This window comes from Agromyces sp. Soil535, assembly GCF_001428255.1.
Classification (GTDB): domain Bacteria; phylum Actinomycetota; class Actinomycetes; order Actinomycetales; family Microbacteriaceae; genus Agromyces.
This window is the reverse complement of sequence record NZ_LMRW01000001.1, coordinates 399,678-414,093: the sequence shown is the minus strand read 5'-3', so window position 1 is coordinate 414,093 and position 14,416 is coordinate 399,678. Positions and strand designations below refer to the sequence as shown.

15 protein-coding genes are annotated in these 14,416 nt (G+C 70.7%); 6 read left to right on the top strand and 9 right to left on the bottom strand.

The features are described from left to right. Nucleotides 1-56: 56 nt before the first annotated feature. From hemQ to ASG80_RS01905, 9 genes are all read right to left on the bottom strand, one after another. A complete protein-coding gene (gene hemQ / locus ASG80_RS01940; protein ID WP_056727880.1) occupies nucleotides 57-794 on the bottom strand; it encodes a hydrogen peroxide-dependent heme synthase in 738 nt (245 codons plus the stop codon). 111 nt (nucleotides 795-905) lie between these two features. Next, nucleotides 906-1,547, bottom strand: a complete 642-nt coding sequence (locus ASG80_RS01935) for a GntR family transcriptional regulator (protein ID WP_056727877.1) — start codon at nucleotides 1,545-1,547, stop codon at nucleotides 906-908. A 37-nt stretch (nucleotides 1,548-1,584) separates the two neighbouring features. After that, nucleotides 1,585-1,893, bottom strand: a complete 309-nt coding sequence (locus ASG80_RS01930) for a hypothetical protein (RefSeq protein ID WP_235507982.1) — start codon at nucleotides 1,891-1,893, stop codon at nucleotides 1,585-1,587. Then, entirely contained in the window at nucleotides 1,877-2,284 is a 408-nt protein-coding gene (locus tag ASG80_RS01925) for a phage holin family protein (RefSeq protein WP_056727875.1), read from the bottom strand. The genes ASG80_RS01930 and ASG80_RS01925 overlap by 17 nt, the downstream gene beginning before the upstream one ends. 19 nt (nucleotides 2,285-2,303) lie before the next feature. Then, a complete protein-coding gene (locus ASG80_RS24075) occupies nucleotides 2,304-2,774 on the bottom strand; it encodes a hypothetical protein (protein WP_056727873.1) in 471 nt (156 codons plus the stop codon). 101 nt (nucleotides 2,775-2,875) lie between these two features. Further along, nucleotides 2,876-4,522, bottom strand: coding sequence for an NAD(P)/FAD-dependent oxidoreductase (locus ASG80_RS01915; protein WP_056727871.1), 1,647 nt, complete (start codon nucleotides 4,520-4,522; stop codon nucleotides 2,876-2,878). Continuing rightward, entirely contained in the window at nucleotides 4,519-5,724 is a 1,206-nt protein-coding gene (locus tag ASG80_RS01910) for a uroporphyrinogen decarboxylase (protein ID WP_056727870.1), read from the bottom strand. The genes ASG80_RS01915 and ASG80_RS01910 overlap by 4 nt, the downstream gene beginning before the upstream one ends. Before the next feature lie 52 nt (nucleotides 5,725-5,776). Then, nucleotides 5,777-5,905, bottom strand: coding sequence for a hypothetical protein (locus tag ASG80_RS24685; RefSeq protein ID WP_255355569.1), 129 nt, complete (start codon nucleotides 5,903-5,905; stop codon nucleotides 5,777-5,779). A 240-nt stretch (nucleotides 5,906-6,145) separates the two neighbouring features. After that, complete coding sequence (locus tag ASG80_RS01905; protein ID WP_056727867.1) at nucleotides 6,146-6,775, bottom strand: hypothetical protein; 630 nt, start codon at nucleotides 6,773-6,775, stop codon at nucleotides 6,146-6,148. Nucleotides 6,776-7,136: 361 nt separating this feature from the next. Between ASG80_RS01905 and ASG80_RS23305 the strand changes: the two genes are divergently transcribed. The 6 genes from ASG80_RS23305 to ASG80_RS01875 all read left to right on the top strand — a co-directional run bounded on the left by ASG80_RS23305 (nucleotide 7,137) and on the right by ASG80_RS01875 (nucleotide 14,391). After that, nucleotides 7,137-7,526 carry a hypothetical protein gene (locus tag ASG80_RS23305; RefSeq protein ID WP_156401604.1) on the top strand — a complete coding sequence of 130 codons (390 nt, stop codon included), beginning with the start codon at nucleotides 7,137-7,139 and terminating at the stop codon, nucleotides 7,524-7,526. Nucleotides 7,527-7,787: 261 nt separating this feature from the next. After that, nucleotides 7,788-8,516 (top strand): hypothetical protein, encoded by a 729-nt coding sequence (locus tag ASG80_RS01895; protein ID WP_056727864.1) that lies wholly within the window; start codon nucleotides 7,788-7,790, stop codon nucleotides 8,514-8,516. A 204-nt stretch (nucleotides 8,517-8,720) separates the two neighbouring features. Further along, nucleotides 8,721-10,340 (top strand): alpha/beta fold hydrolase, encoded by a 1,620-nt coding sequence (locus ASG80_RS22715; protein ID WP_082589654.1) that lies wholly within the window; start codon nucleotides 8,721-8,723, stop codon nucleotides 10,338-10,340. A gap of 90 nt (nucleotides 10,341-10,430) precedes the next feature. Then, the gene (locus ASG80_RS01885) at nucleotides 10,431-11,840 is read left to right on the top strand and encodes a glutamyl-tRNA reductase (protein ID WP_082589653.1); all 1,410 of its coding nucleotides are present in this window, start codon (nucleotides 10,431-10,433) and stop codon (nucleotides 11,838-11,840) included. After that, nucleotides 11,837-12,565 carry a GNAT family N-acetyltransferase gene (locus tag ASG80_RS01880; protein WP_156401603.1) on the top strand — a complete coding sequence of 243 codons (729 nt, stop codon included), beginning with the start codon at nucleotides 11,837-11,839 and terminating at the stop codon, nucleotides 12,563-12,565. The genes ASG80_RS01885 and ASG80_RS01880 overlap by 4 nt, the downstream gene beginning before the upstream one ends. Nucleotides 12,566-12,897: 332 nt before the next feature. Then, on the top strand, nucleotides 12,898-14,391 hold the full coding sequence (locus ASG80_RS01875; protein ID WP_056727860.1) for an HNH endonuclease signature motif containing protein: 1,494 nt from the start codon (nucleotides 12,898-12,900) through the stop codon (nucleotides 14,389-14,391). Nucleotides 14,392-14,416: the final 25 nt, after the last annotated feature.

Here is a 14,416-nt window from a genome sequence, read left to right as displayed (position 1 = left end):
GGTGCCCGCGGCATCCGCGCCAATGGTGCTCGTCGAGCCGAGGTTCACCGCGGCCACTACTGCACCACCTCGACCAGCTCGGCCGTGGAGATGCGGCGGCCGGTGTAGAACGGCACCTCCTCGCGCACGTGGCGGCGCGCGTCGGTGGCGCGCAGGTCGCGCATCAGGTCGACCAGGTCGGTGAGCTCGTCGGCCTCGAGCGGCAGCAGCCACTCGTAGTCGCCGAGCGAGAACGACGCGACGGTGTTGGCGATGACGCCCCGGAACGCGGCGCCCTTGCGGCCGTGCTCGGCGAGCATGCGCCCGCGCTCCTCGGGCGGCAGCAGGTACCACTCGTAGCTGCGCACGAAGGGGTAGACCGTGAGCCACGACTTGGGCTCGACCCCGCGCAGGAACCCGGGTACGTGCTGCTTGTTGAACTCGGCGTCGCGGTGCACGCCCATCGCGTTCCACGTGGGCAGGAGGGCACGGAACAGGCGGGCGCGGCGCAGCTCGCGGAGTGCCCACTGCAGGCCTTCCGCGGTCGGGCCGTGCAGCCACAGCATCACGTCGGCGTCGGCGCGGAGGCCCGACACGTCGTAGATGCCGCGCAGCGTGACGCCCTCGTTCTCGACGAGGACGATGATGTCGTCGAGCTCGCGCACGAAGTGCGGAACATCGTGCCCGTCGAGGTCGTCGGGGCGTGCCGGATCCTTGCGGAGCACGGCGAATACCGTGTAGCCCTCGGGAGACTGCTCGGCGTCGGGTTCGGTCTGGAGCGCGTCGGCTGCCGCTTCGGCAGCGGGGGAAGACATGCCTCCAGTCTCCCCCTTCCGGCGTCTTCGGCCAAAAGGACGACGCCACGGATGCCGCGAGAGCGCGATCACGAACGTGTCGCGTGACCCGGAGGAAGGCTTGCGGCCCGCTCACTCCCCCACGAGCAGACGGGTCGAGTGCTCGAGGTGCTCCCGGATCGCAGCCGGACCCCGTGACTGCACGTCGTCGAGCAGGGCCCGGTGCTCATCCACGAGGGACTCGAGCGTGTAGTGCGGGCGCACGTGCAGCAGGAACAGCAGCAGTTCGCTGCCGAGCGCCGCGTGCGCCTCGATGATGCGCGGGCTCGCGGATGCCGCGACGAGCGCCCGGTGGAAGTCCGCGTGCTGCCGCTCGGCCTCGAGCCAGTCGCCGGACGCCGCGAGCCGGTCGAGCGCGTCGCGTGCGGGCGCGAGCTCGGCATCGGGCCACGCGCGACCGAACCGCTCACCGGCGATGCGCACCGCCTCGACCTCGAGCGCGGCGCGGAGCTGCTGCAGCGCGATGATCGTCTCGCGGTCGAAGCTCGCCACGCGCACGCCGCGGTACGCCTCGGCGACGACGAGCCGCTCGGCGACCAGGCGTTGGAACGCCGCACGCACCGTGTGCCGCGAGGCGCCGTAGCGGGCGGCGGCGGCCTCCTCCCGCAGCGGTGCGTCCGCCCCGAGCTCGCCGCTCAGGATCTCTGCGCGAACGGATGCCGCGACCCGGTCGACCGCGGTCGAGGTATCCGACGTTCGTGGTGACGCGGGCATCGTGGCATCCGCTCGCCGAAGGCGGCCGCGCCCGCGACTACCGCTCGATGTTCGCGCGCACGACCAGCCAGACGCCGACGCCGACCGCGGCGACGACGCCGACCGCGACCACCATGGCGGCCGCGGGCTGCTCGTCGGCGAACTTGCGAAGCCTCACCTTGGCGCGGTCGACCCGGATGCCGACCTGCTTCGGCACGTTCAGCTTGTCTTCGAGCGCGTTGAGGCTCGCCGCGAAGTCGGCGCGGGCCCGCTCGGAGGCGAGGCGCGCCTGCACCCGCGTGAGGTTGCGCTCGCGCTCCTTGGCGTTGCGACCAGAGGGGCGGGCGGTGTCAGTCGCGGCGGTCATAGTCACCCGTTCCCTTCAGCGCGTCGAGGTCGGCCTTCAGGCTCTCGATCGACTCGAGCGGCTCGGCGCCGCGCTTGAAGTTCACGTACGCGATCCACACGAGGACCACGATGATGAGCAGCAGGGCACCCGAGACCGTGAGGGCGGCGGCCCACGCCGGCATCACGAGCGCGAGCGCGAAGATGGCGGCGACGATCAGCGTGAAGAGCAGGAAGATGCCGACGACCGCGGCGCCGGCGACGAGACCCGAGCCGATGCCGAAGTGCTTCGCCTTGTAGGAGATCTCGGCCTTGATCTGGTCGATCTCGGCCCGGATGAGCGCGGAGACGGTATCGGGGAGCTCCCCGATCAGCGTGAAGAGGGAGCGGTCATCATCTGCGGGTGCGGCCACGCGAGGTCACCTCCGGTGGTCAGGATTCGGATGCCGCGGGCGTGTCGCCTCGCGAACTGGTGGTGCTGCGCTTCGGGGCCGGCTTCGATTCGGACGTGGCGGACTCGGACGCGTCGGACTCTGAAGTGTCGTCGATGGCGTCCTCGAGTTTCGAGGCGACGTCGTCGACGGCCGACTTCGCCGCGCTGGCGGCCTTCGAGATCTTCCGCTTCGCCGAGCGTGCGGCGCGGTCGATGTCCTGCTTGGTTGCGCCGGAGCCCTTGGTGGCGTTGCCGATGAACGACTTCAGGCCGTCGAGCACGGTGTCGCTGACGTCGCCGACGCGGGTCATCGCGAAGTCCTTGACGGTGCCGACGCCCTGCTGCACCGCCGGCGTGTTCCACACGCTCTCGGCCGCGCGTTTCATCTGTTCGTAGCGCTCACGGCCGGCACGCGTGCCGAGCACGTATCCGACGCCGAGACCGACGACGAAGAGGATCTTGCCCTTCATGTGCACCCCATCTCTCCGTGTGGACGACCACGGCGACCTTTCCAGCGTAGACCCCGCGTGGGGTCGCGCAAGAGGGTTGCGTGAAAAGTATTCCGTTCCGGCTATGCGACGTCGTCGGGCCTGACCGCGAGGTGCCGGATGCGGCGTGCGGCCTCGAGCGCGTGCGGGATCACCGAGGCCAGGCCCGTGCCCGCGACCCACGAGCCCGTCGCCTCGATGCCCGGCTCGGCCGCGAGCACGTCCTCGAGCTCACGCACCCGATCGCGCTGCCCGATGGTGGCCTGCGAGAGCGCGTCGCGCCAGGCGCTACGGCCGGCTGCGAGGAGCATCGAGGCGTCGAGCGGCGTGCCCAGCAGGGTGCTCGCGTCGGCGAGCGCGAGGGCGGCGACCTCGTCGTCGGAGCGGCCGTCGAGCGGATTCGGCTCGCCCGCGCGCCCGTAGGAGAGGCGCACGACCTGGCGTCCGCCTGCGAGCTCCGCGAGCCATGCCCACTTGGCGCTCGAGTGGGTGAGCGCCTTCGCGGTCACGCCCGGGGTGCCGGCGGCCACGAGCACGCCGGTGCCGCGGGGTGCGGCGTCGAGTGCCGGCGCCTCGAGCACGAGCGTGACGAGCTCGACGGATGCCGGCGACGGCCAGTTCGAGGCATCCGACCAGCCGAGCGACGCCTCCTCGAGCAGCCGACGCGAGGCGTCTGCGGGCGCCGCGAGCACCACGTATCGGGCATCGAGGAGCAGGACGGTCGGCTCCTCGGCCGGGGCGGTCGCATCGGCGGATCCGGGAGTGACGACGTCTTTCGTGTCGTCGGCGCCGCCGTCGGCATCGGCATCCGCGTGGAGCACGGCGTCGACACGCCATCCAGGGGCTGCCGTGGCATCCGCGCCCTCGTCGACGGAACGTCGCGCGAGCCCTGTGACCTCGGCCCCCGTGACCACCTCGACGCCGAAGCGGTCGAGCTGCGCGGCGAGCGCGTCGACGAGCCGGTGCATGCCGCCGCGGAGGCCGAGCACGGCGCTGCCGGCCTTCCGCTCCTCGAGGAGCTGGCCGACGCCGCCCGACAGCGAGCCCATGCGCGTCATCGCCTCGTTGAGGCCGGGGGCGACGACGTCGAGGTCGAGGTCGTCGGGGTTCGTGGAGTAGACGCCCGCGGAGATCGGGGTGACAAGACGATCGAGCACCGCGTCGCCCATGCGCGAGCGCACGAGCCGGCCGAGGCTGTGGGCGCGCCCGATGCGGAGGATCGGCATGAGCCGGTCGGAATACGCGCGCATCGCGCCGCGCCAGCCGATGATGCGGCGCACGTCGTCGCCGAGCGGGTTCGCGGGGATCCCGAGCACCCCGGTGCGGGGCAGCGGCGCGGCGTCGGGCACGCCCCCCGGGCCCGGCATCACGAGCCACGCCCCGGCGGGGTTCGGCTGCTCGATGTCGTCGGCGAGCCCGAGCCGCTCGAGGAGCCCAGCGACCGCACCGCCCCGGGTCGCGAACGACTCGGCGCCGCTGTCGAGCGTGAGGCCGTCGAGCTCGATGCGCCCGACGCATCCGCCGATCGCGTCGCGCCGCTCGAGCAGCGTCACCCGCAGGCCGACCTTCGCGCACTCGAGTGCGGCGACGAGCCCGGCGACGCCGCCGCCGACCACGACGACGTCGGTGGTGCGGTGCTCGAGCCGGAGCCCCGTCGACCGCTCGAGGTCGGGTCTCGATGCGCGTCCGGCTTCGCCGGGCTCGCGTCCACCGGCGGATGACTCGCTCATGCCCCCGCCTCGTGCACGAGCTCGACTACGCGGGTGAGCACGGTCGGGTCGGTCTCGGGCGGCACGCCGTGCCCGAGGTTGAACACGTGTGCCGGCGCGGCCTTCCCGCGGGCGAGCACGTCGCGCACTGCGGCCTCGAGCACCGGCCACGGGGCGGCGAGCAGCGCCGGGTCGAGGTTGCCCTGCAGCGGCACGTCGGCGCCGACCCGGTGCGCCGCGACGTCGAGCGGAACGCGGTAGTCGACGCCGACGGTGTCGACGCCGATGCCGTGCATCGCGCCGAGCAGCTCGCCCGTGCCGACGCCGAAGTGCACGACGGGGACCGGACGGGTCTCGGTCGTGCCCGAGGCATCCGCGACCTCATAGGAGAGGTCGTGCACGTGCGCGAGCGCCTTCGCCGACGCCGGCGCCACGTGCGTCTCGTAGTCGGCGAGCGAGAGCGCGCCCGCCCAGGAATCGAAGAGCTGCGCGGCGGATGCCCCGGCCAGCACCTGCGTGCGCAGGAAGCGCCCGGTGAGCTCGGCGGTCCACTCCATGAGCGCGCTCCAGGCGCCGGGGTCGGCGTGCATGAGCGTGCGCGCCGCGAGGTGGTCCTTCGAGGGGCCGCCCTCGGCGAGGTACGCGGCGAGCGTGAACGGGGCGCCCGCGAACCCGATCAATGGCGTGCTGCGGGTTGAGGCAGCGCTTCCGCTGGTTGAGCCTGTCGCGCTGCTGGTTGAGCCTGTCGAAATCCCGCTCGGCGCCGTCACGTTCAGCTCGGCGACAGTGCGCTGCACGGCCTCCGTGATGGGTCCGGATGCCGCGTCGAGACGCGCGGGGTCGATCGACGTGAGCTCGGCCACGCCCGCGGCATCCGCATAGCCCTTGCTGAAGACGGGCCCGCGGCCGGGCTGGATCTCGACGTCGACGCCCACGAGCTTCAGCGGCACGACGATGTCGCTGAAGAAGATGCCCGCGTCGACCTTGTGGCGGCGCACCGGCTGCAGCGTGATCTCCGACGCCATCCCCGGGTCGAGGCAGGCGTCGAGCATGCGCGTGCCGACGCGCAGGTCGCGATACTCGGGCAGCGATCGCCCCGCCTGCCGCATGAACCACACGGGCGTCGTGTCACTGCGCTCCCCACGGTAGGCCCGCACCAGGCGCGAGTCGCCCGTGAGGCCGGCGGACAGGGGATGCTGCGGGGAGAGGATCACGCGTGACATTGTCGCCTATCGGGCTGGGCGGAGCCGATTCCGCTGCCCGCTCAAGCGGGGCTCAGAGTTCCCAGAGCGCCGCAACCGGCACCGGCACCGGCACCGGCACCGGCACCGACACCGACACCGACACCGACACCGACCAGAGTCTCTCTGCGAACTGCCGGGACTCGACTGCAGTGTTCAGCACGCTTTCTTCGTAGAAACGCGACTCATTCGTCGTGGATCTGCGAAGCCTTCGTCGTAGATTCGCGATCGTCTCGCACTGTGGCGGTCACGTCCGCTGTGCGTCGAGCGACGCGTCGGGTAACCGATGTGACCTCCAAGCGGCTACCTTGCAGACGTAGCACTTGACCTACCTTCGGATTGTTGGCTATGCCAGGGAGTCGAGCATGGATGGCCCTCCCTGAGCGTGTTCGCTCGATTTCGTTCACTCGCCGATTCTGCGCTCGATGCGGAGCGCTCCGATTCCACTGACAGCCGGACCAACGTCGTGCGTCCGATACACCTCCACGGCCGCGAAGTCGTATCCGAGCTCGGCCTCGACTTGTGCGAGCGCCGCACGAGCCGACACGGTGGGTGGGTCGTCCCGACAGCTGCAGAGCACAATCACCTCGTGGAGGCTGCTGTCGACTCTCGCCAAGCCGTGCACCGAGTACCACTGCCGCTCCTCGAGTTGGGCCCGCGTCCAGTACTCATCGAAGAACGTGCCAGGCGGCGGTTCGGCTCGCAACCTGTCGAGGATCTCCTGCAGGCGGGCCGGGTCCAGCGGTGGCCGTCGGAACCACGACTGATCGTGAAACGCCTCACTCTTGGGCGAGCCGAGCCGGACGACGCCGGAAGCCCTGTTGCGCTTGAACTTCTCGACCGATGTCGTGTACGACGACTCACTCGGACGGTCGTACAGCACGGCCGGACCGAGCTTGGGCTGATCCTCGAAATGCTCGACACGCACGAAGCCATCGAACGCCGGATTCACGTCCTGCCCCGGAGTCCACAAGAACTCAAGGTTCTCTTGACTCCGCTGCACCCAACGGAACACCTGCAGCTCACCGCTCACGGACAGCGAATCGGGTACAACAACGCTCATCGGCAGACAGCTTTCCCTTGGTGCCACTCGCGACACACCCCGTGGTCATTCTGACAGGCGGTCAACATCATCGATTCATGCAACGTCGCCAAGTAGTAACCCTGCAGATTGCGTCTCACGATGCTCGCCGAACAGCAGCGGGATCGACCCGGCATGCTCGGTGAGCTTCCGGTGCGTGCCGAGCCACCCCAGTCCTCATTGCCGGGGAGCGCGTCCGGGCCTGCGTCGTCCGCGGTCCCGGTGCTGGTCTGCCCGGTGGTCGGGTCGATCGGTTGCCCGAACGGGGTCGTACCGGAACACGCCCGGACTCCGGGTGCCTGCGGCATCCGCCGTGACCGTGATATCGCCGTGGATGTTCGGGTACGACCACGACTGCGTGGTGCTCGTCTTCGTCACGGTGACCCCGCCGGCCAGGCCGATCACCTGCTCGAGGAGGGTGTTCTGCCCGTCCAGGATAAGATCCGGAGAGTCCCCACCACCGGTGAACCCGTACCGCACCCGGGTGGTCTCCGGGTTCTGCCCCGCCCGTGGTCACGGTGCGTTGCACGACCCGGCCGGTGACATCCCGCAGGTACTCGACTTGGGTGCCCGCGCCGGGCCCGGAGGTGATCTGGGTGGACACGTGCTGGTCGGACGCGTGGTACTCGAGCGCCTACGGTCGCGCGGCGGGCCACTCGCCGGCCGGCTCCCGACGGAGTCGCAGGACGGGGTCGTCGAGTGACGAAAACGGATGTTCCGGCCCGCTCCGAGCATCGAGATCGTCGCCGAATGCCGCAACGACGCGCCGATTGCGCCGTCTCCTCTGTCGCTTGAGAGCGCTCGCACGCTACAGTCGGTTGCGTCGTGTTCCCCGGCACGACGACGTGCCGACGACGGCGCGCCTCCGCCCCCACGGAGAAGAAGACGACGTGTCCCCGATCGTGTCGAACGCCCTGTCCATGCCGGTTCGTCGAGCCCGAATGCCGCGAGCGGGAGTCGCCCGATGAACGCCGCAACGCCGCACCGCGCCAGCCTCACCGTGCTCGTCGCCCTCGCCGCCGCGGCCGTGGTCGCCGGACTCATCGCCGGTGCGCCCATGATCGAACGGTTCATGCCGCGGATGCCGGCCATGCCCACCTCCAGCATCGCAATCGGATTCGCGGCCGTCGGCCTCTTCGTCTTCATCGTGTGGAGCATCGTGCAGCTCGGCCGTGCGGCACGTACCCGTGCGCGTCGGATCGCGCTCTCGGCGACGGCCCGGGGAGAGCTCAGCTGCGGCATCCGGAGCCGGCTGCTCGTGAAGCGCCTCAACGAGCTCATGCACGACGACGCGGACCGCGTGCGGCTCGGTGCGCGCTACTCGATCGTCGTCGACGAACTGGGCGTGGCGTTCTGGAACGGCGGCCACAGGCCCCGTCGCGCTGCCCACTTCCCATGGCCCGAGGTGCGCGGGATCCGCGCCGACTCGATGGTCGTCGGGGGATCGGTGGTGCAGATCGTCGAGCTGCGCGTGCGGCACGGTGGATCGAGCATCGAGCTGCCGATCATCCTGTCGTCCGGACGTCCCGTGCGGTTCGCCATGGCCGACGCGCCGTTCTTCGCCGTGGTGCGCAGCTGGAAGGCGAAGCACCGTGCCGCCCTCGCCGCCGAGGGCCTCGAGCTTCCGCCGCTCACCGCACCGATCCCGATCATCACCCCGAGTATGGCCGCAGCGGCTCGTCGCGGTCGCTGAGCCGGCCGTCGCGGGCCCCACGCCGCACGCGCACGCCGCACGCCGTTCAGCGTCACCCCGATCGAACCCCATTCGACGCCGGTAGAATCTGCGTGTGCTCATCCGCCTCACCGCGAGTCACAGGAACGCCGCGTTCGACCTGCTGGAGCGACGCTCGGTGAACGCGGAACAGACGGCGCCGCCGACTGACATGACTGGCACGTCGTGACCGATGACATCGACCGCGCTGCGGCGGTCGCAGCCGACGGGGCGCCCGCGCTGCGGTCGGTCGATCAGGTCATCATGCTCGGGACATTCTCGGTCGTGCTGGACGGACGTGTGGTGGATCGTTCGCAATGGGGGCGGCGTTCGGCGGCGAACCTGGTCAAGGCCCTGGCCCTCGCGCCCGATCGGCGGCTGCACCGCGAGCAGGTGATCGAAATGCTGTGGCCGGATCTGCCGCTCATCGACGCGGCGCCACGCCTCCACAAGGCGGTCCACTTCGCTCGTCGCGCGCTCGGCGCAGACGCAGTCGCCTGGATGGGTGACACGCTCTGTCTCCTCCCGTCGCGCGAGGTGGAGGTGGACGTCGTCCGTTTCGAATCGGCAGCCAGGGCTGCTCTGCACACCGGTGTCGGCATCGACGACGCCCTTGGGATCTTCACCGGAGAGCTCCTGCCCGAGGACCGCTACGAGTCGTGGACGGATGCCCGCCGCAACAGTGTCGCGCACCTCCATCGGCAGCTGATGCGCGTCGGCGGCCGATGGTTGCAGCTCGTCGCCGCAGATCCGACCGACGAGCAGGCGCACGTTGCGCTGATGCGCGCCCATGTCGAGCGAGGTGATCGAGCGGCCGCGCTCTCCCAGTACGAGCAGCTGGCGGCCGTACTCGCCGAGGAGCTCGGCGTCGAGCCCGGTGACGACGCGGTCGCGGTGCGTCAAGCAGCGCTCGCCCTCCCGCCGCATCGGGTCAGAGACGGCGCGACGCCGGCGGTGCTGCCCACCCAAGATGTGCGGTTCTGCCATGCCTCGGACTCCGTCCGGCTCGCCTACGCCGTCGAAGGTTCGGGTCCGCCCCTCGTCAAGGCGGCGAACTGGCTGTCGCATCTCGAGTACGACTGGGAGAGCATGCTGTGGCGACACTGGCTGCTCGCCCTGACCAGCCGCTACCGCGTGCTGCGCTACGACGAACGCGGCTGCGGTTTGTCGGACTGGGACACGACCTCGTTCACGATCGAGGCGTGGATCGACGATCTGGCCACCGTCGTCGACGCTGCCGGCTACGAACGCTTCGCACTGCTGGGCGTGTCACAGGGCGCCGCGGTGGCCGTCGAGTACGCCGCCCGGCACCCCGAGCGGGTCAGCGCCCTGGTCCTGTACGGCGGCTACGTCCACGGACACGTCATCAGGGCGCGCAACGACGAGGAGCTCCGCATCGCTCGGCTCATGCCCGAACTCGCGGAGCTGGGCTGGGGAAGCGACGAGCCGACGTTCCGTCAGGTGTTCACCGCCCGCTTCATGCCCGAAGGCACCCGTGAGCAGTGGGACGAGTTCAACGACTTGCAACGGCTCACCACCTCGCCGACCAACGCTGCCCGCTTCATTCGCGGCTTCGGCGTCATCGACGTCGCGGATGCGGCGCAACGGGTGGCCTGCCCGACCCTCGTCGTCCACGTCCGAGGCGACCTCGCGCCGCCCCTCGCCGAGGGGCGCTTGCTCGCGTCGATGATCCCCGGCAGCCGATTCGTCTCGCTGGAGGGCCACAACCACCTGATGCTCGCCACCGAACCGGCATGGCCTCGGTTCGTCGACGAAATGGACCGGTTCCTGGCCGAAGTCGGCTGAGGCGGCAGTCGGCACGCACGGAGCGGCATCCGGATGTCTCGTTCCGTCACCCCGACCGAAGCCGTGATCGACGGCAGGTAGAATCTCCTCGTGCTCATCTGCCTCACCGCGAGTCACAAGAACGCCGGGTTCGACATGCTCGAGCGTCTTTCGGCGAACGCGGAACAGGCTGCACCGCGCATCCTCGACGGTCACGACGCCCTGCGGGGCGCGGTCGTCGTCGCCACGTGCAATCGGTTCGAGGCGTACCTCGACCTCGACGCTCCCGAGGGCGCGTCGCCGGTTCCCGCGGTGCACGAGGCGATCCGCGCGGTCGGCACGGTCGCGGGCCTCGAACCCGAGGAGCTGCGCACCACGTTCGGCTTCGTGCACGGAAACGCCGTGGCAGGACACCTGTTCGCCGTGGCATCCGGCCTCGAGTCCGTCGTCGTCGGCGAGGGCGAGATCGCCGGCCAGGTGCGCCGCTCGCTCGAGAAGGCGCGCACCGAGGGCACCACGACTCCCGAACTCGAGCGCCTGTTCCAGCGCGCCTCGCAGACCTCCCGCCGCGTGAAGAACGAGACCGGCATCGGCGGCGAGGGCCGCTCGCTCGTGCGCCTCGCGCTCGACCTCGCCGAGAGCCGCGTCACCGACTGGGCTCAGACGCGGGTGCTGCTCGTGGGCACCGGCCGTTTCGCCGGAGCCTCGCTCGCCGCCCTCCGCGACCGCGGCGTCACCGACGTGCGCGTCTACTCGCCGTCGGGCCGCGGCACCGGGTTCGCCCACAGCCACGGTATCGGGGCCGTCGCGCGCGGCGAGTACGCCGCCGTCGCAGCGAGCGTGGACCTCATCGTCACGTGCACCACCGCCGAGCACCACGTGGTCGACCGGGCGCTCATCGCCGTCGGGCGCGAGGAGCTCGCGGCATCCGTCGCCATGCTGCCCGGGGCCACGGCGCCCGAGCCGGCCCAGGCCCGCCAGCTCGTCATCGACCTCGGACTGCCCCGCAACGTGGCACCCGATGTCGTCGGGCTGCCCGGCGTCGAACTGCTCGACCTCGAGACGATCAAGATCCACGCGCCGCTCGAGGAGCTCGGCTCCACGGATGCCGCACGCGCGATCGTCACCCGCGACGCCCGCGCGTTCGGCGACACCGTCGAGGAGCGCGACCTCGCCCCGGCGGTCGTCGCACTGCGCCGGCACGTCTTCGACATCCTCGACGCCGAGATCTCGCGGGCGCAGGCCCGAGGCGACGACGATGGACGCACCGAGGCCGCGCTGCGCCACATGGCGGGCGTGCTCCTGCACACGCCGATGGTGCGCTCGCGTGAGCTCGCCCGCGCCGGTGAGCAGGCCGCTTGGATCGACGGGCTCGAGGCGCTGTTCGGCGTGAAGCCCGACGCGGCCGCTCAGGCCGTGCGGGATGCGCGGACGGCGGATGCCGCGGAGGTGACCGGGCCCGCGGAGGCTGCGGATGCGGCCGGGCGCGCCCCGCGGGCGTCGCAGGCCGACGCCTCGTGACCGACGCGCCCTCCCCCGCTGCGATGGCCGCTGCCTCGAGCGGGCCCGATCGCGCCGCCGGTTCCTCGACCGAGCCCGATCGTGCCGCCGCTGCCGCGGCCGACGGACCGCCGGCGCTCCCTTTTCCGTATGACGCGTCGGTCCTCACCGATGCGCCGCTGCGCACCGAGCGCCTCGTGCTGCGCCCCCTCGAGGCATCCGACGCCGCCGACGTCTTCGAGTACCAGCGCCTGCCCGAGGTGATCCGCTACCTGCCCTGGCCCGAGCGCGACCGCACCCAGGGCTACGAGCACACGGCCACGCGGGCCGCCGGCCGCATCCTCGCCACCGACGGCGACTTCGTCTTCTTCGCCGCGATCCTCCCCGGCACGCCGTCGAGCGATGACCCCCGCCGCGATCGGGTCATCGGCGACTTCATGGTGCGGGTCTCGAGCGTGAAGCACGCGCAGCTCGAGCTCGGCTGGGTGCTGCATCCCGACTTCCAGGGCCGGGGGTACGCCCGCGAGGCGGCGGGCGCAGTGCTCGACTTCGTGTTCGAGACACTCGCCCCGCACCGGGTGCAGGCCTTCCTCGACGCGCGGAACGCGGCATCCGCTGCACTCTGCGAACGCCTCGGGATGCGTCGCGAGGCGACGATCCTCGAGGAGGAGTACAACGACGGCGAGTGGCAGGACACCGCGATCTATGGCGTGCTGCGCCGCGAGTGGGCGGCGGCCCGCGCCTAGGCGTCGCCTGCCGATGCGGACGTCGACGTTCGTCGCCGAGTCGCTCAGGAACCGCGTGAAGGGCTCACCCCATTCGCCGTTTCACCAAGACGCTTGTCGCCTTCAGCACGACTTCGCTGGCGACGTTCCCTTGGATCCGCTGTGGAGGAGAATCCGCGGGGGCCGAGGTGGGAATGGTCACGGGACCGAGACTCACCCCGCTTCTGGGGTGCGGAGATCGCAGTGCTTTCGAGCAGCCAGCGACTTCTCCTCCCCCGCTCGCCCTCTCCACATCCTTTCCACAATCCGTGGAACGGCGTTCGAAATCATGGCTCGTGGCGGGACGATGAGACATGCCCGAATCAACGCCCGATTACGCCGACCTCGCCAGGCGGCTCATCGGGCGTGCGGTGTCGAGCGCGACGTACGACTCGCTCGAAGACAGGGGGCTCCTCGAGGTGATCCAGTCGTTGACCGTTCTCCGCCACGAGGTCGAGCGCTGCCAGGCCATCGCGGCTGCCGAGGTGGCGCGCCGGTCGCGCGTCGGCTTCGGTGTCCGCGGGCTCGCGCAGCGCGCCGGCCATGCGAGCACTGGCCAGCTGCTTCAGTCGATCACGCGGTCGTCGAAGCGCGAGACCGCGGCGTTGATCGAGGTCGGGCACATGATCGCCGAGACGGATGCCGCGTCGCACCTTTCTGAGGCGCTGCGGGCCGATCCGGCAGTCGCCGACCCCGTGCCCGAGCCTGCGCGACCGTGGTTCGCAGAACTCGGCACCGCAGTCACCTCCGGAGTGGTGACGGTCGCGGTGGCCGATGCCATCCGCGCCGGGATCGGGGAGCCCGGCGGAGCTGCCGATGAGGAGGTCCTCGCGCGAGAGCTCTGGACCGTGATCGAGGAGTGTCGACCGTTGCATGCCGACGCCGCGCGGCGTGTGGCTCGTCAAGCACGTGATCGCATCGACACCGCTGGAGTCGTCGCACGCGCCGACCGCCAACGGCGCGACCAGTTCTGGCGCCTCTGGGTGAAGCCCGACGGAATGGTCCGCGGCGAGTTCGAGCTCGAACCCAAGGGCGGCATGCTCGTGAAGGCTGTCTTCGACCAGCTCACCCACCCCCGCCGCGGCGACGTGAAGACACGCCGCAGCTTCGGCCACCCGCAGCTCGGAGACGCGAACTACGCCGACGCCCGCGCCATGCGTGAACGGGATTCCGCAGAGGGCCTCGTCCAACTGATGCGCGCCGGGGCGAGCGTCGACCCGAGCAGGCTCCTCAAGGAACGCAAGCCGACCGTGCGAGTCGTCGTGAATGCACACTCGCTGGAGACCGGCCGAGGCTCGGGTCTGATCGAGGGCCATCCCGACCGCATCCCGCTCGCCGACGTGCACGCCGAGTTGTGCGGCGGCTTCCTCCCGATGGTCTTCGGCGCTCACGGCGACTGCCTCGACCTGGGTCGTGAGAAGCGGCTGTTCACCGATCGCCAGAAGGCTGTCCTGGCGGTGCGCGACGGGGGCTGCATGGACCCCGACTGCACGAGACCGCCGTCGTGGACCGAGGCGCACCACATCGACCACTGGCAACGTGACGAGGGTCAGACCAACATCGCCGACGGCATCCTGCTCTGTCGACGAGATCATCTCCGGTACCACAACGAGGGCTGGGAGGTACGACGAGAAGGCACCACCTACTGGCTCATCCCGCCACCGACGGTCGACCCCGAGCGCACGCCGAGGCTGATGCGATCGAAGACTCCCGCCGACATCCTCAACCCGATCGATCCTGAGCGACTGCCGATCCAGCGGCAATCGGGACCGCCGCGCGATCGAGAACCGGTCCTGCTCGCGGGGTAGGGGTCTGCCTGATGATCGGCCCTGG